Genomic DNA, 24,443 nt, shown 5'->3' on the forward strand with positions numbered 1-24,443 from the left:
GTCAGCGCAGGAGGGCCGGGGAGGAAGCTCCGGGGGCCAGCAGCCGCGGGGCGCCGCTGCCGTCGGCGGGCACGGTCCACAGGTCCGTGCTGTCGGCGGCGCCGTCGGTGGGCAGGCCGTAGGCCAGCGTACGGTCGTCGAGCCAGGCGGCCTGGTCGTCCACGCTGCGCTTCTCGGCGAGCGCGTGGTCGCGCAAGGTCCCGAGGTCCATCACGTGCTCGCGCCAGAGCGAGGCCCCGGCCCGCACCCGCTTCTTGTACGCGATGCGTGTCTCGTCCGGGGACAGGGAGGGACATTCGACGTTCTTGGCGAGGGTCTTGACGCTGCGCCCCGAGATCGAGCCCTTGACCAGATGGGTCTCGCCGCCGGTGGAGACGGTGGCGTAGAAGGTGTCGTCGTCCTTGGAGAAGGTGACCCCCCAGAAGTTCACGTCCTGCGCGCGGTGGTCCCGGCCGTCCATGTCGATGGCGAACTCCTCCAGGTTCGCCTCCAGTTTCCAGGTGCGGGTGTCCACGATCGCGGTACGGGTGGAGAAGAAGGCGGCGCCGTAGGACTCACCGGAGACGAAGACGGTCCAGGCGGCGAACCGACCGCTGGGCGAGACCCGAGCCCGGCTCGGGGTACCCGCGAGGGGGAAGCTGCGCAGCGTGCGCAGTTCGGAGTCGACGATCAGGGCCGTGTTGTCCTGGGCGAGCGCGCCCGGTGTGGAGCGCAGGCACACGCCGGTGCCCGCGGCGGCGTAGAAGCGGCGACAGCCCAGTTCGGAGGCGGTGCGCTCGGAGTCCGGGGCGTCGGCCGGGACGGAGGCGAGGGCCCCGCGGTGCGGACCCTGCCCGCCGTTGAGGAAGGTCAGGGAGCCGGGCCGGTCGAGGGTGACGGTTCCGGCGGAGACCGTCGGGCCGCCCGCCGACGGCTTGTCGTCGCGGCCGGCGGAGCGCAGCACCAGCGTGGCGGCGAGGCCGCCGAGCAGCAGCACCGCCACCGCGAGGACGAGCAGGCGGCGGGGCGTGGACAGCGTCATCTCGGGGGCCTCACGGACTTCGGGTTCGACGACGGATTCGACGACGGGTTCGACGGCGGATTCGGCTGCGGGTCCGGCTGCGGCTCGGGGCGGTCGTCCTGCGGCGCCGAAGGACGCAGGACGAAGCCGGCGACGGCCGCGCAACACAGCAGCCCGGCCGCGGCGGCGGCCAGGGCCGGGCCGGTGCCCCAGACGGTCCAGGCCGCGCCGAAGGCCAGCGAGCAGCCGAAGCGGGCCAGCGCCTGGCCGGTACCGACCAGGGCCATACCGGTGGCACGCAGTTCCCCGGGGACGGTGGCGGCGACGGCGGCGGGCAGCACGCCGTCGGTGGCGGCGTAGAACATGCCGTGCAGGGCGAGGACGAGGTAGGGCAGGGCGGGCCAGGCGGGGGCCCAGAGCAGCAGTCCGTAGCCGGCCAGCAGGAGCGCGTGACCGGTGAGGAAGACGGTGCGCCGGCCGATCCGGTCGGCGAGGGCCCCGGCGGGCACGGCGAGCAGCAGGAACACGGCGGCGGTGCCGAGCGGCATGAGCGGGAACCACTGGTCGCCGATGCCGGTGCGACGTTGCAGGAGCAGATAGACGAAGGCGTCGCTGACGGTGGTCAGGCCCAACAGGACGGCGCAGAGGGCCAGGTTGCGCAGCCGGGGCAGGCGCAGCAGGCCGAGCGCGTCGCGCAGCCGTACGGGGGCCGGCCGGTCCGCGTCGCGGGCCGGGGCGGCGGTGGCCCGGGCCGGGACTCCGGTGGCCGGTCCGGGCCTCGGGATGCCGCCGCCGCCGGACGGGACGAACAGCATGAGCACCACGACACCGAGTACGGCGACGCAGGCGCTGACGCCGAAGACGGCGTCGTAGCCGTCGACCGTCACGCTCAGGATGAGGAAGGCGGCGAGCGGGCCGAGCAGCGCCCCGGTGGTGTCCATGGCCCGGTGCACACCGAAGGCGCGCCCTTGTAACTCGGGTGGTGTGGAAAGGGAGATCAGCGCGTCGCGCGGGGCGGTGCGCAGTCCCTTGCCGGTGCGTTCCAGGGTGAGGATCACGCTGATCGGGCCCAGGCTGTGGGCGAACAGGAGCAGCGGTTTGCACAGGGCCGACAGGCCGTAGCCGATGCCGGCGATCAGCTTGTGGTTGCGGACCCGGTCGGCGAGATGTCCGCCGGTCAGCTGCACGAGGGCGCTGACCCCGTTGTAGACACCGTCGAGCGCGCCGAAGCCGAGGGGGCTCAGGCCCAGCCCGGCGATCAGGTACAGGGGCAGCACGGCGGTGACCATCTCCGAGGAGATGTCGGTGATCATGCTGACCGTGCCCAGGGCGAGGACGGTCGAGGCGACCGCGGGTGCCCGGGCGGGTCCCCGGCCCGGAGCGGTGTTCGCCCCTTCGGACGCGGGCGCGGAGCGGTCCGCGAGGTACATGCTCTGGAGCTCCCCATGCCGACGGACGTGAGCGCACTCGAACGTGCGAGTGGAACCCTAATGGTTGTACGGGCCAACGGTGGGGCGTTCGACCGGTTCCGGCCGTTCGCCCCCAGGCGTTGGTGGAGGTCAGCCCTGGCGGCTGCTCTCGTCCCGCAGCCAGGTGGAGAAGTCCTGGTCGCGGATGGCCTTGCGGGAGCCTCGACGGGCGACGAGCGCGGCCACCACGAACACCACCACCCCCGGCAGCAGCGCCGGCCGGGCCCACAGCAGGGCGCGTAGATCCGCCGTGCCCGTCCGCGCGCTCTGCTCCGACACCGGCTCCGGCGCCCGGTCCGGCCGAGGTCCCGGCGCCCGCTCCGGGACCTCGGCCGCCCGCGCCTCCTCCGGCACCTCGGCCCGCCGCGCCGCCTGGAAGCGCTCGAACTCGGCCGAGGAGGTCGCCGCCCGGACCCGCCGCCTGATCAGGTCGGACCAGGTGCGCGGCGGGCGGACGACCACCCGGGCCCCCTCGACCACGCGCCGCTCCCCCGGCCCGAAGGCGAGGGAGGCGGCCAGGTCGTCGGCCATCAGCGGGGGCAGCGCGGCGAGCCGCGCGTGCCCCGCTTCGGTCACGGCGATGACTCCGCGGCCGAACAACCCCTCGCGGACGGCGGGCAGCCGTTGCCACACCCGGTAGTACGCCCGCACCGGCCAGGCACAGCCGCCCAGCGGGATGTCCCGGCCGGGAGCGGCGGCGAGCAGCTCCCGGTTCCGTTCGAGGGCGCCCACGAGGGCTCGTACATCGGCGGCCCCGACGACGACGTCGGCGTCCACGTACAGCCGGGGGAAGCCCCGCGCGTGCTCGTCGCCGACCCGAAGTGCCTGATGTTTGGAGGGAGTCGGGATCTCGATCACGCGTACGCGGTCGCCGCGCCCGCCGGCCACGCGGGCCGTGTCGTCCGTACAGCCGTTGCACACCACGACGATGTCGGGCCCGGACACCGAGGTGTCGGCCAGGAGCGCGTCGAGGAGCCGGCCGATGACCCGACCTTCGTTGTGCGCCGGTATCACGATGCTGGTCACCCGGGCAGTATGCACGGTCGAACACCCGCGCCAGGCGATTACGTCAACTCTGCCCGGGGGTAGGCCCGGTGGACTAGATTGAGCGGCGCCGACCGGATTCGGCACGCTTCGGCGACGCCGGTGTCCGGCATCGGGCGAAGGGGTAGGCGGTACGGGTTCGGCTGCTTGTGGGGAACAGGCGGTCGGGCCGGGGGGCGAAGCACGCGGATCACGTAGGGCATCGGTTGTGGGGGGCCATCACCGTTGAGCAGGTCACGCACGGGACGCGTAGGCGTCCGGGCTGCCGTCGACGGCATTTCCCTCCATCACACGCGTCCCGGCCATGAGTTGGCGACACGCCGTCCGGCGTGCGCGGAAGGAAGGGAAACGCCGTGAAGGACACCGCGAAGGACGCGGGGCAGGGCGCGGGTCAGGACACGGGCGCCACCGGAAAGGGGTCCGCCCCCTTAGGTGTCGCCGTGGTCGGCGCGGGCTACTGGGGCCCCAATCTCGTCCGCAACTTCCAGTCCAGCGACCGGTTCCGGTTGCGCTGGCTCTGCGATCTGAACGTGGACCGGGCCCGGCAGGTGCTCGGCGCGTACTCCACGGTCCAGGCCACCGGCGACTACCAGGCGGTCCTCGCCGACCCGGAGGTCGACGCGGTCGCGGTGGCCACCCCGGCGGGCACCCATCTCGACGTGGCGCTGGCCGCGCTGCGCGCCGGTAAGCACGTCCTCGTGGAGAAGCCCTTGGCCGCCACGTACGAGGACGGGCTGCGGCTGGTGAACGAGGCCGAGGAACGCGGTCTCACGCTGATGTGCGACCACACCTACTGCTACACCCCGGCGGTGGGCCGGATCCGCGAGATGGTCCGCTCGGGCGAACTCGGCGAGATCCACTACGTGGACTCGGTACGGATCAACCTCGGGCTCGTCCAGAAGGACATCGACGTCCTGTGGGACCTGGCCCCCCACGACCTGTCCGTCCTGGACTTCATCCTCCCGGACCACGTGCAGCCGGTCGCCGTCGCCGCGCACGGAGCCGATCCCATCGGGGCCGGCCAGTCCTGCGTGGCCTATCTGACGCTCCAGCTGAGCACCGGCGCCATCGCCCACGTGCACGTCAACTGGCTCTCCCCGACCAAGGTACGCACCACCATGGTCGGCGGGTCCAAGCGCACCCTGGTGTGGGACGACCTCAACCCCACCCAGCGCGTCGCGGTGTTCGACCGCGGGGTGGACCTGAGCGCCCCGCAGGAGATCGGCGCGGACGAGCGCCGGGACATGCTCGTCTCCTACCGGACCGGCGACATGGTGGCGCCCGCGATCGGTGAGAAGGAGGCCCTGCGCAGCATGGTCGAGGAGTTCGCCGCGTCCATCAGGACCGGACGGCCGCCGCTGACGGACGGCCGGGCGGGGCTCAAGGTGCTGGACATCCTGGAAGCCGCCTCCCGGAGCCTGGAGTTCCGCGGAGCGGTCGTCGGACTGCGCACCGGGCGTTGACCCTGCGCGGTCCGATCACTCGCAAGACCACGACCGAACATTCAGTGGGGGGCAGGACGTTGAGCAGCGTACGAGGCAAGAGGATTCTGGTCACCGGAGGGTCGGGCACGATCGGCTCGCACCTGGTGGACCTGCTGGTGGACAACGGGGCACGCGAGGTCGTCGTGCTCGACAACTTCGTGCGGGGGCGGACCGCCAACCTGGCGCGCGCCCTGCCGAGCGGGGTGGTGCAGGTCGTCGAGGGCGACATCCGCGACGTCGCCACGGTACGGAAGGCGACCGAGGGCGCCGAGCTGGTCTTCCATCTCGCCGCCATCCGGATCACCCAGTGCGCGGAGGACCCGCGGCTGGCGAACGAGGTCATGGTGGACGGCACCTTCAACGTGCTGGAGGCGGCCGCGGCCGCAGGGGTGGGCAAGGTGATCGCCTCGTCCTCGGCCTCGGTCTACGGCCTGGCCGAACAGTTCCCGACCACCGAGCGCCACCACCCGTACAACAACGACACCTTCTACGGTGCGGCGAAGGCCTTCAACGAGGGGGTGCTGCGCAGCTTCCACTCCATGTACGGGCTGGACTACGTGGCACTGCGCTACTTCAACGTGTACGGCCCCCGGATGGACATCCACGGCCTCTACACCGAGGTGCTGATCCGCTGGATGGAGCGGATCGCCTCGGGCGAGCCGCCGCTGATCCTCGGCGACGGCCTGCAGACCATGGACTTCGTCGACGTCCGGGACATCGCCCGCGCCAACCTGTTGGCCGCCGAGTCGGACCTGACCGACGAGGTGTTCAACGTCGCGAGCGGCACCGAGACCAGCCTGCTCCAGCTCGCGAACGGCCTGCTGGAGGCGATGGGCGCCGAGGGCATGGTGCCCGAGCACGGGCCGGCCCGCGCGGTGAACGGCGTCACCCGGCGGCTCGCGGACACCTCGCGGGCGACGGAGCGGCTCGGCTTCACCGCCGAGATCGACCTGCGCACCGGCCTTCGGGACCTGGTGGATTGGTGGCGGGCCGAGCGCGCCGCCGACGCGGCGGCGGCCGCGGCCGCGGAGACCGGCCGATGAGCGCCCCGGACGCCGCTGCGGTCACCGCCCCGGACGCCGCCCCCGCCCGGATCCCGGTGATGGTGCCGTGGCTGGGCGAGGAGGAGGCGAAGGCGGCGGCCGACGCGGTGCTCTCCGGCTGGGTGGCCCAGGGCCCGCGGGTCGCCGAGTTCGAGCGGGCCTTCGCCGAGCGGGTGGGCGCCGAGCACGGCATCGCGGTGAGCTCGTGCACCACCGCCCTGCACCTGGCCCTGATCGCGCTGGACCTCGGGCCCGGCGACGAGGTGATCGTCCCCTCGCTGTCCTTCATCGCCACGGCCAACGCGGTGCGTTACGTGGGCGCCCGGCCGGTGTTCGCGGACGTCGAGGAGGCCACCGGCAACCTCACCCCGGCCACCGTGGACGCGGTCCGCACCCCGCGGACCAAGGCGGTGCTCGCCGTCCACCAGGGCGGGGTGCCCGCGGACGTGCACGCGCTGCGCGCGGCGTGCGCCGACTGGGACGTGGCCCTGGTGGAGGACGCGGCCTGCGGCATCGGCGCGACGGTGGGCGGCAAGTCGGTGGGCCACGGCGCGCTCCTCGCCGCCTGGTCCTTCCACCCCCGCAAGGTGATCACCACCGGCGAGGGCGGCATGCTGACCACGGACGACGCCCGGTGGGCGGAGCGGCTGCGCCGGCTGCGCGAGCACGGCATGAACGTGTCCGCCGCGCAGCGCCACGCGAGCAGCAAACCGGTCGTCGAGAGCTACCTGGAGGTCGGCTACAACTACCGGATGACCGACATCCAGGCCGCGGTCGGCCTGGTACAGCTCGGCAAGCTGGACGAGATCGTGGCCCGCCGGCGCTCGCTCGCGGCCCGGTACACCGAGCTGCTGAGCGAGATCCCGGGGCTGCGACCGGTCCGGGACCCCGGTCACGGCCAGGGCAACTTCCAGTCGTACTGGGTGCTGCCGGCCGAGGACTTCCCCGTCGGCCGGGACGCGCTGCTCGCGGCGCTCTCCGAGGCGGGCATCTCGGCCCGGCGCGGGATCATGGCCTCGCACCTGGAGCCCGCGTACGCCGGCCACGGCGCGGCGCCGCTGCCGGTCACCGAGCGGATCAGCCGCGACTCCCTGATCCTGCCGCTGTTCCACACGATGACGCGGGAGCAGCAGGACCGGGTGGTCGCGGTGCTGCGCGAACAGGCGGGCGGATGAGCGGCCCGCCGCCGCGGACCGAGGATCTGCTGATCGTCGGCGCGGGCGGGTTCGCCCGCGAGACCGCCCAGGCGGTACGGGACGCGGCCGCCTCGGCGGCCGCGTCCGGCCGGGCCCCGCGGTGGCGGCTGCTCGGACACCTCGACGACGATCCGGGCCTGCACGGCCGGGAGGTCGACGGGGTGCCGGTGCTGGGCGGCGGCCACCTCGTGCACGAACTGCCGGCGGCCCGGGTGGTGGTCTGCGTGGGCAGTCCGCGCGACTACGCCGTACGGGCCCGGCTGGTCCGGCGCCTGGGGCTGCCCGGGAGCCGTTACGCGACGGTGGTCCACCCCACGGCGGTGGTCTCGGGGTCCTCGCTGCTCGGCGCGGGCTCGGTCCTGCTCGCGCACTGCGTGCTGACGGCCGCCGTCCGGCTCGGGTCCCACGTCGCGGTGATGCCGCACGTGGTGCTCACCCACGACGACCGGGTCGGGGACTTCGCCACGCTCGCCTCGGGCGTCCGTCTCGGCGGCGGGGTGCGGCTGGGGCGCGGGGCGTACGTGGGCGCGGGAGCGCTGGTGCGCGAGGGCACGTCGGTCGGCGCCTGGTCGCTGACCGGTATGGGAAGCACGGTCCTGGCCGATGTGCCGCCCGGTGAGGTGTGGGCCGGAAGCCCCGCCCGCCGGCTGCGCGCGGCGGGCGGCCCGGCGCTCGACGAGCTGCGGGCCGATGGCGAGGAGACGGCCGGCCGGTGGCCGGACACACGGATGGGGAGCACAGTCGCATGAACCAGATACCGCTCGTCGACCTGAAGGCGGCGCACGCCGAGGTCGCCGAGGAATTACGGGCAGGCTTCGACCGTGTGCTCGCCGACACCGCTTTCATCGGCGGTGCGGAGGTCCGCGCGTTCGAGCGTGAGTACGCCGACTTCGCGGGGGTCGGGCACTGCGTGGGGGTCGCCAACGGCACCGACGCCCTCGAACTCGCCCTGCGGGCGAGCGGGGTGGGCGTCGGCGACGAGGTGGTGCTGCCCGCGAACACCTTCATCGCCACCGCGGGCGCCGTCGCCCGTATCGGCGCCCGGCCGGTGCTGGTGGACTGCCTCCCCGACACCTTGCTGATGGATCCGCGGGCCGCCCTGGAGGCCGTGGGAGCGGCCACCCGCGCGGTGGTCCCCGTCCACCTCTACGGGCAGTGCGCGGACACCGAGGCGCTGGCGGCGGGGCTGCCGTCGCACGTGCGGATCGTCGAGGACGCCGCGCAGAGCCAGGGCGCGACCCGGGACGGCCGCTCCCCCGGCAGCGGGGGCATCGCCGCGACCAGCTTCTACCCGGGCAAGAACCTCGGCGCGTACGGGGACGCGGGCGCGGTGGTGACCGACGACGAGGAGCGCGCGGACCTGGTCCGGGCCCTCGCCAACCACGGCGGCATCGCCAAGTACCGCCACGACGTGGCCGGGTTCAACAGTCGCCTCGACGGTCTGCAGGCCGTGGTGCTGCGGGCGAAACTGGCCCGGCTGGCCGAGGGGAACGCGGCCCGCCGGGCCGCCGCCGCCCGCTACGACGAGCTGCTGGGCGACCTCGCCGCCGCCGGGCAGGTCACCCTGCCGGTGACGGCCGAGGGCAATGTCCACGTGTGGCACCTGTACGTGGTCCGGGTGGCCGGAGCCGACCGCGACGCCGTCGTCGGGAAGCTCAACGCGGAGGGCATCGGCGCGGGCGTGCACTACCCGGCGCCGGTCCACCTGACCCCGGCCTTCGCCCATCTCGACCACACCCGTGGCGACTTCCCGCACGCCGAACAGGCGGCGGACCGGATGCTCTCGCTCCCCCTCTTCCCGCAGATCACCGCCGCCCAGCAGCAGCGGGTCGCGGAAACGCTCCGCAACGCCCTGCGCTGACCCCGCGCGCTCACGCAAACAATGAGGTCCAGATGAACAGACGGACAAGGTTGCTCCGTTACGGTCTCTTCACCGTGATCGCGGCCTTGATGGCCACGGTCCTGCCGCCGGCGGCGGTGGCCGGTGCGGTCGATCCCTGCGGTCCCACCACGAACGCCATCGTGTGCGAGAACTCCAAGCCCGGTACGCCGATGGAGGAGTGGTTCGCACCCAGCGCGTACGGCGACATCAAGGGTTTCCCGGCCCAGACGAGCGTCCAGGCCGGCGAAACCGTGCAGTTCAAGATCCAGTCGCCGACGTCCTACAAGGTCTCGGTCTACCGCCTCGGCCACTACGGCGGCAGCGGGGCACGCCTGATGTCGACCGCGGCCCAGGCGGCCCAGACCTACCCGGCGAACTTCGCGCCGGGCGGCAACCCGGCGAACTGCGCCAAGAAGGCCGCAACCGGCCTGGTCGACTGCGGCAACTGGCCCGTCACCGCGACGTGGACCGTGCCGGCCGACGCCGTCTCCGGGCTCTACGTGGTCAACTTCGACCAGGCGGACGGCAACGGTGTGATGCCGTACCCCTTCGTCGTCCGCAACGACGCGAGCCACTCCGACATCGTCGTGCAGACCAGTGACGAGACCTGGCAGGCGTACAACAACTACGGCGGCCAGGACCTGTACGACGGCGGCGGCCCCGCCCCGGACGGGCGGGCGTACGAGGTCAGCTACAACCGGCCGATGGACATCGGTGGGGACAACGGGATCTACGGGTCCGAGTTCCAGATGGTCGCCTGGCTGGAGCGCAACGGCTACGACGTGAGCTACATGTCCGGGATCGACATGTCGGTCCGGGGCGGGACCCTGCTGCGCAACCACAAGGTCTTCCTCTCCTCCGGGCACGACGAGTACTGGACCCAGGAGCAGTTCACGAACGCGCTGAACGCGCGCAAGGCCGGGGTCCACCAGACGTACTTCAGCGGCAACGAGGTCTTCTGGAAGACCCGTCTGGCGCCGAGCATCGACGGTGCCAACACCGCCAACCGGACGCTGGTCTCGTACAAGGAGACCAAGCTGTCCTTCCCGCAGCCGAACGGCATCCCCGACCCGAGCGGGATCTGGACGGGCACCTTCATGGACCCGGCCAGTGCCACGAACGGCCGCCCCTTCCAGCCGCAGAACCAGCTGACCGGCTCGATGTTCAGCGTCAACGGCTACCGCAGCGACGCGATCACCGTGCCCGGCACCTTCGCCAAGCAGCGGCTGTGGCGCAACACCACGGTCGCGAACCTCACCCCGTCGCAGACCGCCACGTTCCCCACCGGCACGCTCGGCTACGAGTGGGACAGCGACGTGGAGAACGCCAGCCGGCCTGCCGGGCAGATCACGATGTCCTCCACCACGGTGGACATCGAGGACGGCAAGCTCCTCAAGGACTACGGCAACACCTACGGCAACGGCACCGCCACGCACAGCCTGGTGGCCTTCCGCGACCAGACCTCGCACGCGCTGGTGTTCGGCGCGGGTACGGTGCAGTGGTCCTGGGGCCTGACCAACATGCCGACCGGCAACCCCGACGACACGGTGGTCACCGCGGACAAGCGGATGCAGCAGGCCACGGTGAACGTCTTCGCCGACATGGGCGTCCAGCCCAGGTCCCTGCAGAGCGACCTGGTCGCCTCCGCCGCCTCCACGGACGCCGTGGGCCCGGGCGTCACGGTGACCAGCCCGGCGGCGAACGCGACCGTACCGGCGCTGCGGCCCGTGACCATCACGGGTACGGCAGCCGACACCGGCGGCGGTGTGGTCGCCCGTACGGAGGTCTCCACCGACGGCGGCACCACCTGGAAGGCGACCACGGGCCTCGGCTCCTGGAGCTACAAGTGGACCCCGACCGTCCCGGGTGCCGTGCAGATCAAGGTGCGCGCCGTGGACGACAGCGTCAACATCGGCGCCACCACCACGGTGCCGCTGACGGTGGGGCCGCAGCAGTGCCCCTGCACGGTGTGGCCCGCCGCGGCCGTGCCGGGCACCGTCAACGCCGGTGACGGCAGCGCCGTCGAGCTCGGCGTGAAGATCCGTTCCTCGGTGGCCGGTTCGATCACCGGCGTCCGCTTCTACAAGTCCCCCGCCAACACCGGCACCCACACCGGCAGCCTCTGGAGCAGCACCGGCCAGCGCCTGGCCACCGGCACCTTCACCAACGAGACGGCCTCCGGCTGGCAGCAGCTGAACTTCGCCACGCCGGTCCCGGTCAAGGCGAACACCACCTATGTGGCCTCCTACTTCGCCCCGAACGGCGGCTACTCCTTCGACAACACCTTCGCCGCGAGCGATGCGGGCCTGGCCCCGCTCACCGCGCTGAAGAGCGGTACCGACGGCGGCAACGGCGTCTACCGCTACAGCGGCACGGGCGGGTTCCCGTCCACCGCCGCGTCCGGCAGCAACTACTGGGTGGACGCCGTCCTGGACACCGCGACCGCCAGCACCACCCCGCCCACCGTCACCGCCACCTCGCCGCAGTCCGCGGCGACCGGCACGCAGATCACGGCGGCCATGTCGGCCACCTTCAGCAACGCCGTCGACCTGGACACGCTGGTGTTCTCCGTGAAGGACTCCGGCGGCGGCGCCGTCCCGGGCACCAAGGTGCTGGGCGCGTCCAACAGCGCGACCTTCACCCCGTCCTCCGAACTGGCGCTGAACTCCACCTACACGGCGTCCGTCCAGGCCTCCGACCTGTGGGGCAACGCGATGGCCGCCCCGGTCACGTGGAACTTCACCACGAGCGCGAGCCCGCCGACCGTGAACTGCCCGTGCACCCTGTGGAACGGCGCCGCGACGCCGAGCACCGCCAACGTGGGTGACGACGCCAACTCCGTGGAGCTGGGCACCCGGTTCCAGTCGGCGGCGAACGGCTACATCACCGGCGTCACCTTCTACAAGGGCCCCGGCAACACCGGTACGCACACCGGCAGCCTGTGGTCCGCCTCCGGCACCCTGCTCGCCACCGGCACCTTCGGCAGCGAGACCCTGACCGGCTGGCAGCAGCTGCAGTTCGCCACACCGGTACAGATCACGGCGGGCACCACCTACGTGGCCTCCTACCACGCACCGAACGGCAACTACTCGGTGGACGGCGGCTACTTCACCGGCGCGCACCGCTCCTATCCGCTGGTGGCACCGGCCGACACGGCCGGCAGCGCCAACGGGCTCTACAAGTACGGGGCGGCCACCGCCTTCCCGACGAACACCTTCGGCTCGGTGAACTACTGGGTCGGCCCGATCTTCACCACCACCGCGCCGCCCGCCCTGCAGGAGGGGCTGTCGACGGAGGTGAGCGGGCAGTGAGCACGGTCAGCGTGGTGATCCCCTGCTACAAGTACGGCCATTTCCTGGCGGACTGCGTCAAGAGCGTGCTGGACGAGCAGGAGGGCGTCGACGTACGGGTACTGATCATCGACGACGCCTCGCCCGACGACTCCGCGGAGGTCGCCCGCGCGCTGGCGGCCGCCGACCCGCGGATCGAGGTACGGGTCCACGAGACCAACAAGGGCCACATCGCCACCTACAACGAGGGCCTGCTGGAGTGGGCCGACGGGGACTACGTGGCCCTGCTGTCGGCGGACGACCGGCTGGTCCCGGGGGCCCTGGTGCGCGCCGCGGCCCTGCTCGACGCCCACCCGGAGGCGGGTTTCGCGTACGGCAGGCCGCTGCGCTTCCAGCACGGCGGGCCGCTGCCCGCGGCCCGTACCCGTAGCACCGGGTCGGTCGTCTACCCCGGTCGGTGGTGGTTGGACCGGCGGTTCCGGGAGGGCACCGGGTGCATCACCTCACCCGAGGTGGTGGTCCGCACCGCCCTCCAGCGCAAGGTCGGGGGCTACGATCCGCAGCTGCCGCACGCCGGCGACATCGAGATGTGGATGCGGCTCGCGGCGCACGCCGACGTGGGCTACGTCCAGGGGGCCGACCAGGCCTTCTACCGGGTCCACGGCGAGAACATGTCCACCACGGACTTCGGCGGGCAGCTCGACGACCTGCGCCAGCGCCTTGTCGCCTTCGACTCGGTGCTCGCCAAGTGCGGTGGGCTGCTGCCCGGCTCCGACCGGCTGGCGCTGTCGGCGCGGACCCGGCTCGCCCGGTACGCGCTGCGGCGTGCCTACCGGGCGTACGACCGGGGTCGCACGGCGGTGGTACCGGTCGACGAGCTCGTGGAGTTCGCCGCCGAGTGCCTGCCCGGGGAGTACTCGAAGCTGGCCGAGTACCGGGCGCTGCTCAGGCGTCGGCGCATCGGGGCGCGCGCCATGCCGTACCTCCAGCCGCTCGTGCTCTCGGCCGTGGTCGACCGGGGGCGCGAGTGGCTGTGGTGGCGGTCGTGGAAGCGTCGAGGGATTTGATGACGCGAACGTCGTGTTCAGCGGGTCGCCCCGGCGAGGGCGGCCCGCTCGGGCTCCTCGGCCCGGACCACCGGACCGGCGTCGGTGGCTGCCTCGTGCGGCTGCCGGCGCCGGCTCCGGCGTGTCAGGAGCCGGTCGGTCCACAGGGCCACCACCACGCCGCCGACCCCGCCCAGCAGGGCCGCCCCGGCGAGGCCCCGGCCCTTGTTGCCGGACTGCGCCACCGAGGTGGGCGGCACCAGCAGGGTCACGCTCATCCGCGCGGAGTCCGGGACGCCCTGCTGCGTCTGCATGTCCGTCAGGTGCTTCGTGTAGATCTCGATGATCTTCCGGACGGCCGCGTCGGCGGTGGCCGGGTCGGCCTGCTCCGCCTGGATCTGGAGCGAGGGGATCAGATAGCGCGGGGTGACGCTGGTCCCGCTGTTCCGCGGGATCAACCGGTACGTGCCGTGCACGCCGGCGGCGCGGAGCTCCTCGGCCCCCTCGGGCGAATCCAGCTGCTGCACGGCCGCGTAGGAGACGGCGGCGAGCGGCGGTTGCAGATTGGCCAGTTGGTTGGGCTGGTTGTCAGTGACCGGCGGCTTGAGCACGACGATCGCCGTGCTCAGGTACGTCTGGGTGGGGTGCAGCACTTGCACGGCTCCGGCGGCCGCGAGCACCGCCGCCACGATCAGGACGTACCAGCGCCGACGCAGCGCACGGATCAACTCACCAGGCGACACAGGGATTCCTTCCGTTGTGACCGATCTTTCCAGGACACGGGTAGGTCCGCCATCAATTGCGGCTTCCTCGGGGGGTGTTCATGAGCATCGGTGAGATCCTCGCGGTGCTCCGGCGCCGCTGGTACGTGATGGTGCCGCTGACGCTGATCAGCCTGCTCGCGGGGGCGCACCTGTACCGTTCGGTGCCGGTGGCCTACCAGTCGCAGAGCTCGGTGGCGCTGCTCGACTCCACGGCGGTGGCCGAACTGGCCCCCGCCTTCGGCAATCCCATCGCGAACGCCGGCGGTTCGCTGGTGGTGACCGCGGACGTGCTGATCAGGACGCTGTCGGGGACGGACGCGGCGCGGGACCTGCAGGGCATCGGCGTGACCGATCCCTACACGGTCGGCTTCGCCGCGAACACCTCGGGGCCGATGCTCACCCTGACCGTCACGGGGACCGACCGGGCGAACGTGCTGGAGGAGACCAACAAGCTGACGGCCTTCGCCGGGGAGACGCTCAACGCGCTCCAGGCGGCGGCCAAGGTCAAGCCTGCCTACATGGTGCAGACGGCTCCGGTGGTGCTGCCGCAGACCCCGGTGCCGCAGATGAAGAGCCGCTACCAGCAGGTGCTGGGCGTCGTCATCCTGGGCACCACCGCCGCCTTCGTCCTGTCCTTCCTGACGGACAGCCTGCTCGCGGCGCTACGGCGCAGGCGCGCGGCCGGGGCCGCCCCGGCCCGGGGGCGCGGGCGCCGTAAGCCGTGGGGGCGGCAGCTGGACGCGACCGCCCTGCTGAGCGGCTATCTGGCGTTGGCCTTCTTCATCCCCTCGAACCTGACCCTGCCGGGGATGGGCGGCGTGGGGACCCCGGCCAACGTGTTCGCGCTCCTGTGCCTGTTCTGGTACCTGGCGGCCTGGATCACCGGCCGGATCCGGCCGGCTCCCGGTACCCGGCTGCCGCGGGTAATGATGTGCCTGCTGGCCTTCTCCGTACTGGGCTCCTACCTCGCGAACGCGATGCGCGGCAGCTCGCACAAGGAGATCCTGGCGGCGGACCGCGGGCTGATCGGGCTGCTGGTCTGGGTGTCCCTGGTGGTGCTGGTCTCCGCGGGGATCCAGGACCGCGAGCGCCTGGACGTGCTGTTGCGCCGGGCCGTGGTGATGGGGTCGGTGGTGGCCGCCATCGGCTTCTACGACTTCTTCACGGCGACGAACGTCGCCGACAGCATCAGCATCCCGGGCCTGCAGTCGAGCGTCGCCCAGATCACCACCCTGGACCGGGGTTCCTTCACCCGGCCGCGGGCCACGACGGCGCAGCCCCTGGAGTTCGGCGGGATGCTCGCGATCCTGCTGCCCTTCGCCGTGCAGCAGGCCTTCGATCCGGTACGGCGGCACCTGCGCGCCTGGCGCCGCTGGGCGCCGGTGGCGCTGATGGGGGGCGCGCTGCCGCTGACGGTGTCACGGACCTCCATCATCGGGGCACTCATCGTGGTCCTGGTGATGGTGCTGCGCTGGAAGCCGGAACGACGGTGGGCCGCGATCGGGTTGCTGATGGGCTCCGTGGCCTGCTTCAAGGTGATCATCCCTGGGTTGATCGGCACCATCACGGCGCTCTTCGCCTCGTTCGTGTCGAACTCCGACAGCAGCACCCAGGCCCGTACCGTCAAGTACAGCGCGATCGTCCCCTACCTCACCGAACGGCCTTTGTTCGGGAGGGGTTTCGGGACCTTCCTGCCCGAGCTGTTCTTCTTCACCGACAACCAGTACATGCTCACCCTGGCGGAGATGGGCCTCGTGGGGCTGCTCGCCCTCCTGGTCCTGTTGTTCGCCGGGATCCACCAGGGCGGTGCCATCCGCCGACTGGCCCGCACCGAGTCCGACCGGGAGCTGGGGCAGGCCTTCTTCGCCTCCGCCCTGGTCTCCCTGGTCATCGCCGCCACCTTCGACGCCCTCAGCTTCCCGATGTTCGCCGGGGTGTTCTTCCTGACGATCGCCGCCGGAGGCAGCTACCTCGGGTTCATCCGGCGTACGACGCCGGAACCCTCGACCGTGGAGTCCCCATGCAGTTCGACCAGCCCGCAGCCGACCGCCGACCGGAGCCGGGTGCCGGCCCGATAGCGGTCCTCGTCGTCACCTGGAACAGCGCCGCCGTGCTCCCGGAGTTCCTGGCCTCGTTGCCCGAGGGCATGGCCGGACTCGACTGGCGCCTGGTCGTCGCCGACAACGACTCGGCCGACGGCACCGTGGAGCTGGTCCGGTCCCTGGCCCCGGACGCGACGATCGTCCGGACCGGCCGTAACGCCGGTTACGCGGCCGGGGTGAACGCCGCCCTGGGGGCCGCCGCCACGTGGGAGAGCGGCTTCCGCGCGGCCCTGGTCTGCAATCCGGACGTGCGAATGAGGCAGGGCTGCGCCAAGGTGCTCGTGGACGCGCTGGGCACCGGCGCGCCCGGTGGTGGCCGGGTCGGCATCAGCGTCCCGCTGCTGTACGAGGAGGACGGCCGTACGCTGCTGCTCTCGCTGCGCCGCGAGTCGCGGGTGACCCGGGCGCTCGGCGAGGCGGTGCTGGGCAACCGCCGGGCCGGGCGGTTCCCGCGCTGGAGCGAGATGGTCACCGACCCGGCCGCGTACGAGCGGACGACGGTCGCGGACTGGGCGACGGGCGCGCTGATGGCACTGTCCGGGGATTGCCTGGAGGCCTGCGGGCCCTGGGACGAGTCCTTCTTCCTGTACTCGGAGGAGACCGAGTACTGCCTGCGCGCCCGCGACCTCGGCTTCGTCACCCGGCTGGAGCCCGCGGCCACGGCCACCCATCTGGGCGGGGACTCGCAGGTGTCACCGCGGTTGTGGACCCTGCTGACGCTCAACCGGGTCCGGCTCTACGGGCGACGGCACGGGACCGCGGCGACAACGGCGTTCCGGGCGGCCGTGCTGCTGCGGGAGACCTCCCGCGCGCTGCTCGGCCGGCCCGCGAGCCTGGCGGCCGCGAAGGCCCTGGCCACCCCGTCGGCGCTCCGGGCCACGCCCGGGCCGTGACACGGCGTTCCGTACGGCCGAGGTGACTCGCCCCGGGCACCCGCTTCCCCGGCCTCAGTCGACCGTGACGCGCAGGTTGGCGAGCAGGGTCGCGCCGTCGGGGGTGGTGGCGAGCACCCGGCTGGAGCGGTGCCAGTGGGTGACCGCGTCGGCGTGCCGGCGGATGCCCGGGGGGTGTGCGTCGGCCTGCGGGTGGAACACGGTGGCGGTGGGCGCGCAGGCCCCGCCCGCGCCGGTGTGGAGGAGCACGCCCGTACCGTCCGGGCCGGGCACCGCCAGCGCCCAGTGGTCGCCGTCGGCGATCGGCGCCTTGGGCGCGAGGCCTTCGACGCTCGGACCGTCGCCGGTCCGGGCGATCGGGCGCTCCCCGATCCAGTGCAGGTCGGTCCGGTCCGGCAGCTCGCCCTCGGGCCCGTCCGCCGGTCGCGGGTCGACGGCGAGCAGGCTTCCGGAGCCGAGCACGGCGAAGCGGCCGGGGTGGAAGGCCTCCGGGCGGGTACGGGAGCGCAGCTCCCAGCCGGGCAGGTCCCAGCGCCAGAGCTCGACGACCTGCGTGCCGTCGGGAAGCTCCGACGCCACGACGCCCGTACATCCGGAAGGCGTCCGGGCGAGCTGTCCGACCAGCCTTTCGCCGCCGCCGAGTTCGCGCCAGACCACGGTGGGCCGGGGTGCGAGGGTGTCCAGCACCGTGATGCCGTCGTGGTCGGCCGTGATCAGGTGCCGGCCGTCGAAGGACGGGACGATCTGCTGTGCGCTCAGCGTCGTCCACGGCCGGACCGAGCGGGTGGCGAGGTCGAGCCGGGAGACTTCCCGGACCCGGCCGTAGCCGGCCACGAGCAACGCGGCGCCGCCGTGGTCGGCGAGCACCAACTGGTCGGCGGGTACATCCCAGCGGGCCTTGGTGCGGCCGTCGGCGGTGAGCAGCCGGACGCCCGCCTGGCCGCAGGCGACCAGGACCGCGCCGGAGCCGAGCAGCGCCGCGTCCAGCACCGGCAGCGTGCCGGGCCGGTCGGCGGAGGTGTGCGCCGCGGTGTGCCCGGCGGTGTGCGCCCCGGGACCGGTGCGGTGCGGCCTGGCCAGGTCGGCGGCGACCAGCGGGTCGGCCCGCTTCAGCAGCCGCTCGTGACGGGCCCCCGCGTCGCGGGCGCCGAGGGTGCCGCCGAAGCCGCCGTCCCGGACGACCGCGCGGGCCGCCGCGGTGGCGAGCTCACGGTCCGCCGCCGGGTCGGCGGCCGGGAGTTCCGCCAGTGCGGCGGCCAGCGCCGACCGTCCGGTGGCGCCCGGATCCCCGTCGCTGTCGAGGACGGCCAGGGCGAGCGCCCTGGTCGACTCTCCGGCGCCGAGCGCCAGCAGGTACGGCAGGGCCCGGCTTCGGGTCGGCCCGCCGAGCGCGACCGCGTCACGCAGGTCGGCGACCGCCGAGGGGCGCAGCGACGCGTCGGCCCAGAGCACCTCGGCGGCGCCCAGGCGGTCGCCGGACTCCCTGCGGTGTGCGGCCCAGGCGGCGCGCAGCTCGCGGGCGGACGCCGGGTCGTCGGCCACGAGGCGCTCCACGGCGGGGGCGAACGCGGCCCGTCGGTAGGCCGTCCGGACGGCTCGCTCGCGCTCGCCGGCCTGCCACCAGAGCCGGACCACGAGGTCCGCGGCGAGGTCACGGCCCTCCGCCAGCTCGGCCGCCTGTACGGCACGGCCGTGCCGGACCAGCAACGCGACCGCCTCGGCCGGGGCGTCCCGCAGGTCGGCGAGGACGAACGCGGCCTCGTCGATCCGCCCCTCGCGCTCCAACCCCTCGGCGGCCCGCTGGTAGAGCGCGGCGAGGTGCTGGTGCACGGTGAGGCCGGAGAGCGGCGAGACGGCCCCGGAACCACCGACCTGCGGCGTGGGGCGCAGGGCGCCCTCGAAGCGGCGGGGCAGGCCGAGAGCGAGCCAGGGTTTCCCCTCGGACGTCCGGCCGCCGGTCAGCCGGATCGCGTCGCGCAGCGCGTCCTCCCAGCGGCGCTGCTCGAACGCGGCGGTCAGCTCACGCAGGTAGCGGGCGTGCCGGCCCTGGACCAGCGCGCCGGCCGTACGCATCGTCAGACGGGCCAGGAGTGCGTTGAACAGCGGCCGGCGGGCCCGGTCGCGCGCCGGGCCGCGCTCCGGCTCCGAGGGGGAACCGCCGGTACCGGCCACGGCGGCGGAACCTTCCGGGCCCGCCGCGGCGCCCTTGCCGCCCTTACGGAAGTGGGCGGCGGCCGGGCCGACGGCGAACGCGAGCAGCAGCACGCCGACGTGGAGGGCGCTGCCCTGCGACCCGACGACGACGAGGAGGGGCAGCACCACGAGGAGGACGACGGCGGCGACGGCGAACGGGCCGGTCCGGGGGAAGGAGAGCGGCCGCCTCCGCCCCGCGAACGGCGCCGCCCGGCGACGGGCGGCGGCCGGGGCGTCCTCGGTGAGCCGCCGGGCCCGCTCCGACCGGGGCCCGATGCCGGCGGCAGCGCGCAGGTCGGTCCTCGGCTGCTGCGGCAGGGCCTCCACGACGGGTTCGGCCTCGGGCTCGGCGGCGCCGACCGGTCGCGGGCGGTGGAGCGTGAGCCCGGACAGGTCGAGCCACCCGGCCGGGTCCAGTTCCGTCAGTTCCGCGATCCGATGAACGACCGTCATGCCCCCTGCGGCCAGCGCGAGGTGTCCGGCGGCCGCCGCGCCGACGTCGGCTCCGAGGGTGGCCGACGCGCCGCCGGCCGTCCGTACGACGGGCAGCCCGGGAGCCCGGTCGGCGCGGATCTCCACAGGTTCGGCCGGTGTGAACAGCCATCTTCCGTCCGGAAGCAGCCGCAGCTCGGCGCCTTCCTGCCAGGACGCGAGGACACGCTCGGCGGCCTCGGCCGGGCCGATCACGGGCACGTCGAGGACGAACCCGGTGGCCGTGACGGTGGCGCGGAACGTCGCGCCCTGGGTGGCGCTCATTCGGTGCCCCCGATCAAGAAGTGGATCGCGCCGGTGTTGGCGTCGCCGACCACGATCCGGCCCGGCCTGGTCTCGGTGGCGATCAGCGGCATGGAGGGGTGCACGGCCGGCGGCCCGGATCCTCCGGAAAGGCGGGTCAGGGTCCGCACACCGCCGGCGCGCACGGCGCGCACCACGAGGCCGCTGCGGCTGACGGTGATCAGCGCGGGCGCCCCCTGGTCGTGGACGAGGCCGATCACGTCGGCGTTCTCGCGGAAGGAGATGCGGCACTCCTCCCCCGAGCCGGTCCGCACCTGCCAGGTCCGGCCGTCCTGCGACCAGGCCTGGGAACCGCCGCCGTGCAGGAAGTGGCGGGCGTCGCGGGCCGCCTCGTGCAGCGGTCGGCTCTCGAGCAGCCTCGGCTCGCGGAACCGGTCGAAGTACGGCCGGTCGCCCGCTCCCCGGCCGAGCGCCCCGTCCTCGGCGACGCTGCCGTCCGGGGCGATCCGCCACCAGCGGCCGGCCAGCGGCAGCAGCAGGTCGCCGCCGGCGCGCAGCAGCGGCAGGACCGGGCGGGCGAACAGTTCCTGCGGCACGGCCTCGTCGCGGTCGACCCCGAAGGCGGCGAGGTCGGCGGTGTACCGTTCGCGTTCGCCGAGCGGCCGGCCGCTGACGTACGGGACGAGCTCGCCGCCCCGGACGTACAGGGCGATCAGGCGCCGGCCGGTCCGGCCGGCGGCGAGCACCGGCCCGGGCAGGTCGTGGCGGCGCGCCCGGACGGTGGCGGTGACGCGGGCGTCGCCGTTCGGCAGGTTGACGGCGAACAGGGTGGTGGCCTGCCGGCCCCGGGCGAGCAGGGTGCGGGCGTCGGTGGTGAAGGCGGGCAGCGCCCAGCCGGCCGCGCCGTCGGCGTCGGCGTCCGGCTGTCCGACGGTGACGGGATCGGCCCGGCGGAACTCCGCCCCGCGCAGTGCCCGTACGGCGATCTCGCTCGCGGGGAGCGGGAGTTCGGCCGTCGTACCGTCGAGCCGGACGACGACGTGGCCCGCGCCGTCGGCGGACCAACGGGCGGGCTCGCTCGTCAGGACCCTGGAGCGTGCGGGGAGACCGTCGGCGAGGCGCGGCGAGGTCAGCAGCCAGGCCTGGTCGGCGTCGTCCAGGGTGGCCAGGGCGTGCTGTACGTCCGAGGGTGTCGGGTCGGTGGGGCGGCGCGCGGTCAGCCAGGCCGGCAGCAGCTCGGCGAGTTCGCCGGTGAGCGGGCTTCCGGTCGGGTCGCCGAGGACGGCGACGACCAGTTCGGTGCCGCGCGCGGCCGCCCGGCGGTGCAGGACGAGGAGTGCGGCGAGCTGGACCAGCCGGCCCGCCCCTGCCTGGGTGGGGCCGGTGTCGACCAGGGCGGCGATCCTGCCACGGACCGCAGGGGTGCGGAACTCGGGTGCGAGGTGCAGCAGTTCGCCGTCGACGAAGCGGCGCAGGAACTCGTCCGGGTACGCGTCGGCGAGCAGCCATTCGGAGGGCAGCAGCTGGTCCGGCCGGCCCGAGCGGGTGAGGCCGCCGAGGCCGTCGGGGTCGCCGAGGACACCGGCGACGGGCTCGCGCTCGCCGACCAGGGCGTCCAGGCGGCGCAGCAACGGGCCGAAGGCGACGGCGAGTTCGGGGGTGATGGCCGAGAGGGTGCCGGCCCAGGGGGCGAGGGCGGCGGGCAGGCGGGTGGTCGTCATCGGGCGCCGTCCTCGGCTCCGTGCCGGCCGGGGCCCTCGGGCCGGAGGAAGGCGTCCAGCGCATCCGGGGAGGTGAGAGGCGTGGGCGGGTCGGCGATCAGCGCACGGCCCGGTACGAGGACGCAGAGCCGTCCCTCGGCCGCGCCGACGGCCCGGCGCCAGAGTGCGGCGGCCGGCTCGGGGCGGGCGGTGGTGGGGACCAGCAGGCCGGCGTCGCGGCCCAGGTAGCGGGCCCCGTCGGCCCACGGCAGGTCCGCCTCCGCGCCGAGGACGAGCAGCGCGCGGTCGGCGGCCGGCAGGCTCGGACCGTCGTCGGCGAGCACACCGAGGCGGGCGCCGGCACGGATCCGCTCCAGGGTCGCCGCGGCCAGGCCGGGCACCGCGTCGCCCACCGCGAGGACGGCGACCGCCGGGAGCGGGGGCTCACGGCGCTCCCACCGGAGCGGGAAGGACCGCGCGGCCGCGGGCGGGGAAGGCCGGTCGGCGCTCACGAGGGGGCGACCGCCGCGACCAGCTCGGCGCGTATCACGGCCAGCGCGGCCGGCAGGTCGGCCGGCTCGAAGCCCGCGTCGATCTCACGCAGCGCGGCTTCCAGCCGCAGGCGCGAGTCACGTCCCTCGGGGAGGGTCCGGTGCTCCGCGAGCAGGGCGGTGCCGGCGTGGGCCAGCCGCTCCGCGCGCGCGGCCGTGCTGCGCGACAGCTCTTCCGCGGCGTGCACGAGGCTGCGGTTGGCGGCCTTCTCCACCAGGTCGGCGAGGATGTCGCGGGCCAGCGCCTGGGTGTCGGCGGTCGGGGCGATCAGCGGCAGCACCCACAGGTCACGCGCGGACGCGGCGCTGCGGCCGTCCAGCACGGCGGCGGCCGCGACCAGCTTCTGCGAGCGCACCGCCCGACGGTCGCTGACCGGTACGCCGGCGGCACGCAGTCGGCGCAGGGCGGTACCGAGCAGCGGGGTGACCTCGTCGAGGTCGCAGGCGCGGGCGCCGGCGGCGAGCCGGTCGACGGCGGCGAGCAGGCCGCCGGGGCCGCCCGGCCCCGCGGTTGCGGCCGTAGGCCGGCGGCGGCCGGCCTCCAGCAGCTCCTCCAGCCGGGCGTCGGCCACCGGCTCGACGAACACGCGGGCGAGGAAGCGGTCCGCGAAGGCGGCCAGGGCGGGGTCGTCGGGCAGGTGGTTGGCGGCGCCGACGCAAACCCGCAGCGGGCTGTCGAGGACGGTGCGGCCGCGGCGGAAGACCCGTTCGTTGAGCAGGCCGAGCAGGGTGTTGAGCACGGCCGTGGACCCGAGGAACACCTCGTCCAGGAAGGCGATCTCGGCCTCGGGCAGCATCCCGGCGGTCTCGAACTCGACCCGGCCCTCTCGCAGGCCGCGCAGGTCGACGGGCCCGAACAGCTCGTTCGGCTCCGTGAACCGGCCGAGCAGGTACTCGAAGTAGCGGCCGCCGAGCTGACCGGCGACCCGGCGCACGGCCTCGGACTTGGCGGTGCCCGGTGCGCCGACGACCAGGAGGTGCTCGCCGGCGACCGCGCAGAGTGTGACCACCTCGGCGACCGTCTCGCGGTCGATCAGGCCCCGGCCGGCGGCGGCCACGGCAGCGCCGACCACCTCGCTGTCCGCGGCGAGCGCGGCAGGGTCGGGCGTGGCGGGGGCGGGGGTCGCGGCGATGCTGATCTCGGTCACGAGCACCGGAGTCTACGGGGGCCGAATCGGCGCCCACCAGCGGGTTTCCACACCGCCCGCCGTGCCGCCCGGCCCCTGCTCAGTCGCGGGGCGCCGGGCTCTCCCAGGCGGTCCAGAAGCTGTCCGGGTTGACCAGGTAGCGGACGGTCGCCCGGGGCAGGTGGCGTACCTCGTGGCGGCGGCCGTAGCGGCGTATCAGCTCCCAGTCCTCGCGGGGCAGCACCTCGGGGGTGCGGCGCAGTCGGCTGAAGTACAGGGACCGGTTGCGCCGCGCCACGAAGGCGTTGGTGTCCAGGAAGGCCTCGTGGGCGGCGCGGCGGCGGTCGAAGGACACCGACAGGACGTCCCGGTCGGTGCCGTCGGGCAGCACCCTGCGCAGTGCGGTGTAGACGGCGTCGGGCCCCTCGGGCGCCTCCAGCGTGGCCAGGGCCTGCTCCAGATGGTCGGGCTCCCAGAGGTTGTCGTCGTCGAGGAAGGCCACGTAGCGCGACCTGGTCAGCCGGATCCCGACGTTGCGCACGACGCCGGCGGTCGCCGTGTTGCGGGCCAGGGAGACCGCGAAGAGTCGTGGGTCGTCGGGGAGTTCGGGCAGGCCCGCGCCGTCGTCGACGACGACGACCACCTGGTCGGTGACGGTCTGGTCGAGGGCGGAGCGGACCGCGGCCCGCAGTGCCTCGGGGCGCCGGTGGGTGGGGATGACGGTGGCGACCAGGGCGGCGGGGGGCTCGCCCAGGTCGGCGGCGAGGCGGTGGGCCTCGGCGTCCTCGAAGCGGCGCAGCCGCAGGGCGGTGGGGGCCAGCAGGACCTTGTTCCTGGCTTCGAAGAGCACCAGCCAGCCGAAGGTCTGCTTGAGCAGTTCCCAGGGGGCCCGCGCGATCCGGCGCATCATGTCCTGTCGGTCCT

The 24,443-nt window shown here is 73.9% G+C and carries 18 protein-coding genes; 9 read left to right on the forward strand and 9 right to left on the reverse strand.

Annotated elements, in window-relative coordinates:
- Nucleotide 1: 1 nt before the first annotated feature.
- The 3 genes from BCL76_RS02710 to BCL76_RS02720 form a co-directional block, all read right to left on the reverse strand.
- Nucleotides 2–1,021, reverse strand: coding sequence for a TolB family protein (locus tag BCL76_RS02710; protein ID WP_109777737.1), 1,020 nt, complete (start codon nt 1,019–1,021; stop codon nt 2–4).
- A complete protein-coding gene (locus BCL76_RS02715; protein WP_109777740.1) occupies nt 1,018–2,430 on the reverse strand; it encodes an MFS transporter in 1,413 nt (470 codons plus the stop codon). The genes BCL76_RS02710 and BCL76_RS02715 overlap by 4 nt, the downstream gene beginning before the upstream one ends.
- A 129-nt stretch (nt 2,431–2,559) precedes the next feature.
- Entirely contained in the window at nt 2,560–3,495 is a 936-nt protein-coding gene (locus BCL76_RS02720; RefSeq protein ID WP_109777742.1) for a glycosyltransferase, read from the reverse strand.
- A 371-nt stretch (nt 3,496–3,866) separates the two neighbouring features.
- Here BCL76_RS02720 and BCL76_RS02725 point away from each other — a divergent pair, with 371 nt between their 5' ends.
- From BCL76_RS02725 to BCL76_RS02755, 7 genes are read left to right on the forward strand one after another with little or no spacing between them, the layout of a single operon-like run.
- Nucleotides 3,867–4,976: a Gfo/Idh/MocA family protein gene (locus BCL76_RS02725; protein WP_109777745.1), complete on the forward strand. Its 1,110-nt coding sequence runs from the start codon at nt 3,867–3,869 to the stop codon at nt 4,974–4,976.
- A gap of 59 nt (nt 4,977–5,035) precedes the next feature.
- Nucleotides 5,036–6,040 (forward strand): NAD-dependent epimerase/dehydratase family protein, encoded by a 1,005-nt coding sequence (locus tag BCL76_RS02730; protein WP_109777747.1) that lies wholly within the window; start codon nt 5,036–5,038, stop codon nt 6,038–6,040.
- Complete coding sequence (locus tag BCL76_RS02735; RefSeq protein WP_219933923.1) at nt 6,037–7,215, forward strand: DegT/DnrJ/EryC1/StrS family aminotransferase; 1,179 nt, start codon at nt 6,037–6,039, stop codon at nt 7,213–7,215. Before BCL76_RS02730 ends, BCL76_RS02735 begins: the two co-directional genes overlap by 4 nt.
- Nucleotides 7,212–7,985: a NeuD/PglB/VioB family sugar acetyltransferase gene (locus BCL76_RS02740; protein ID WP_109777750.1), complete on the forward strand. Its 774-nt coding sequence runs from the start codon at nt 7,212–7,214 to the stop codon at nt 7,983–7,985. The genes BCL76_RS02735 and BCL76_RS02740 overlap by 4 nt, the downstream gene beginning before the upstream one ends.
- Complete coding sequence (locus tag BCL76_RS02745; protein ID WP_109777751.1) at nt 7,982–9,097, forward strand: DegT/DnrJ/EryC1/StrS family aminotransferase; 1,116 nt, start codon at nt 7,982–7,984, stop codon at nt 9,095–9,097. The genes BCL76_RS02740 and BCL76_RS02745 overlap by 4 nt, the downstream gene beginning before the upstream one ends.
- A gap of 32 nt (nt 9,098–9,129) precedes the next feature.
- Entirely contained in the window at nt 9,130–12,429 is a 3,300-nt protein-coding gene (locus tag BCL76_RS02750) for a DUF4082 domain-containing protein (protein ID WP_109777753.1), read from the forward strand.
- Nucleotides 12,426–13,475 carry a glycosyltransferase gene (locus BCL76_RS02755; RefSeq protein ID WP_109777754.1) on the forward strand — a complete coding sequence of 350 codons (1,050 nt, stop codon included), beginning with the start codon at nt 12,426–12,428 and terminating at the stop codon, nt 13,473–13,475. Before BCL76_RS02750 ends, BCL76_RS02755 begins: the two co-directional genes overlap by 4 nt.
- A gap of 17 nt (nt 13,476–13,492) precedes the next feature.
- Here the strand turns inward: BCL76_RS02755 and BCL76_RS02760 are convergent, their stop codons facing one another.
- A complete protein-coding gene (locus BCL76_RS02760; RefSeq protein WP_181382412.1) occupies nt 13,493–14,197 on the reverse strand; it encodes a Wzz/FepE/Etk N-terminal domain-containing protein in 705 nt (234 codons plus the stop codon).
- A gap of 80 nt (nt 14,198–14,277) precedes the next feature.
- Between BCL76_RS02760 and BCL76_RS02765 the strand changes: the two genes are divergently transcribed.
- Together BCL76_RS02765 and BCL76_RS02770 are read left to right on the forward strand one after the other, a co-directional pair.
- A complete protein-coding gene (locus BCL76_RS02765; protein WP_109778311.1) occupies nt 14,278–16,296 on the forward strand; it encodes an O-antigen ligase family protein in 2,019 nt (672 codons plus the stop codon).
- A complete protein-coding gene (locus BCL76_RS02770) occupies nt 16,239–17,213 on the forward strand; it encodes a glycosyltransferase (protein ID WP_109777757.1) in 975 nt (324 codons plus the stop codon). Before BCL76_RS02765 ends, BCL76_RS02770 begins: the two co-directional genes overlap by 58 nt.
- Nucleotides 17,214–17,267: 54 nt before the next feature.
- Here BCL76_RS02770 and BCL76_RS02775 read toward each other — a convergent pair whose 3' ends face one another.
- The 5 genes from BCL76_RS02775 to BCL76_RS02795 all read right to left on the reverse strand — a co-directional run bounded on the left by BCL76_RS02775 (nt 17,268) and on the right by BCL76_RS02795 (nt 24,429).
- Nucleotides 17,268–20,162, reverse strand: coding sequence for a bpX6 domain-containing protein (locus BCL76_RS02775; RefSeq protein ID WP_109777759.1), 2,895 nt, complete (start codon nt 20,160–20,162; stop codon nt 17,268–17,270).
- A complete protein-coding gene (locus BCL76_RS02780) occupies nt 20,159–21,862 on the reverse strand; it encodes a hypothetical protein (protein ID WP_109777761.1) in 1,704 nt (567 codons plus the stop codon). The genes BCL76_RS02775 and BCL76_RS02780 overlap by 4 nt, the downstream gene beginning before the upstream one ends.
- Nucleotides 21,859–22,353, reverse strand: coding sequence for a bpX5 domain-containing protein (locus BCL76_RS02785; protein ID WP_109777764.1), 495 nt, complete (start codon nt 22,351–22,353; stop codon nt 21,859–21,861). The genes BCL76_RS02780 and BCL76_RS02785 overlap by 4 nt, the downstream gene beginning before the upstream one ends.
- Entirely contained in the window at nt 22,350–23,540 is a 1,191-nt protein-coding gene (locus tag BCL76_RS02790; RefSeq protein WP_258309249.1) for an AAA family ATPase, read from the reverse strand. The genes BCL76_RS02785 and BCL76_RS02790 overlap by 4 nt, the downstream gene beginning before the upstream one ends.
- 79 nt (nt 23,541–23,619) lie before the next feature.
- Nucleotides 23,620–24,429 (reverse strand): glycosyltransferase family 2 protein, encoded by an 810-nt coding sequence (locus tag BCL76_RS02795; protein WP_258309250.1) that lies wholly within the window; start codon nt 24,427–24,429, stop codon nt 23,620–23,622.
- Nucleotides 24,430–24,443 lie beyond the last annotated feature (14 nt).

Origin of the sequence: Streptomyces sp. CG 926 (assembly GCF_003148825.1) — a bacterium.
Classification (GTDB): Bacteria; Actinomycetota; Actinomycetes; order Streptomycetales; family Streptomycetaceae; genus Streptomyces.

Bases quoted from the DNA above. Each gene is read 5' to 3' on its own strand.
- BCL76_RS02710 (WP_109777737.1), bottom strand. From the start codon at position 1,021: ATGACGCTGTCCACGCCCCGCCGCCTGCTCGTCCTCGCGGTGGCGGTG.
- BCL76_RS02715 (WP_109777740.1), bottom strand. From the start codon at position 2,430: ATGTACCTCGCGGACCGCTCCGCGCCCGCGTCCGAAGGGGCGAACACC.
- BCL76_RS02735 (WP_219933923.1), top strand. From the start codon at position 6,037: ATGAGCGCCCCGGACGCCGCTGCGGTCACCGCCCCGGACGCCGCCCCC.
- BCL76_RS02740 (WP_109777750.1), top strand. From the start codon at position 7,212: ATGAGCGGCCCGCCGCCGCGGACCGAGGATCTGCTGATCGTCGGCGCG.
- BCL76_RS02745 (WP_109777751.1), top strand. From the start codon at position 7,982: ATGAACCAGATACCGCTCGTCGACCTGAAGGCGGCGCACGCCGAGGTC.
- BCL76_RS02750 (WP_109777753.1), top strand. From the start codon at position 9,130: ATGAACAGACGGACAAGGTTGCTCCGTTACGGTCTCTTCACCGTGATC.
- BCL76_RS02765 (WP_109778311.1), top strand. From the start codon at position 14,278: ATGAGCATCGGTGAGATCCTCGCGGTGCTCCGGCGCCGCTGGTACGTG.
- BCL76_RS02770 (WP_109777757.1), top strand. From the start codon at position 16,239: ATGCAGTTCGACCAGCCCGCAGCCGACCGCCGACCGGAGCCGGGTGCC.
- BCL76_RS02775 (WP_109777759.1), bottom strand. From the start codon at position 20,162: ATGAGCGCCACCCAGGGCGCGACGTTCCGCGCCACCGTCACGGCCACC.
- BCL76_RS02780 (WP_109777761.1), bottom strand. From the start codon at position 21,862: ATGACGACCACCCGCCTGCCCGCCGCCCTCGCCCCCTGGGCCGGCACC.
- BCL76_RS02795 (WP_258309250.1), bottom strand. From the start codon at position 24,429: ATGATGCGCCGGATCGCGCGGGCCCCCTGGGAACTGCTCAAGCAGACC.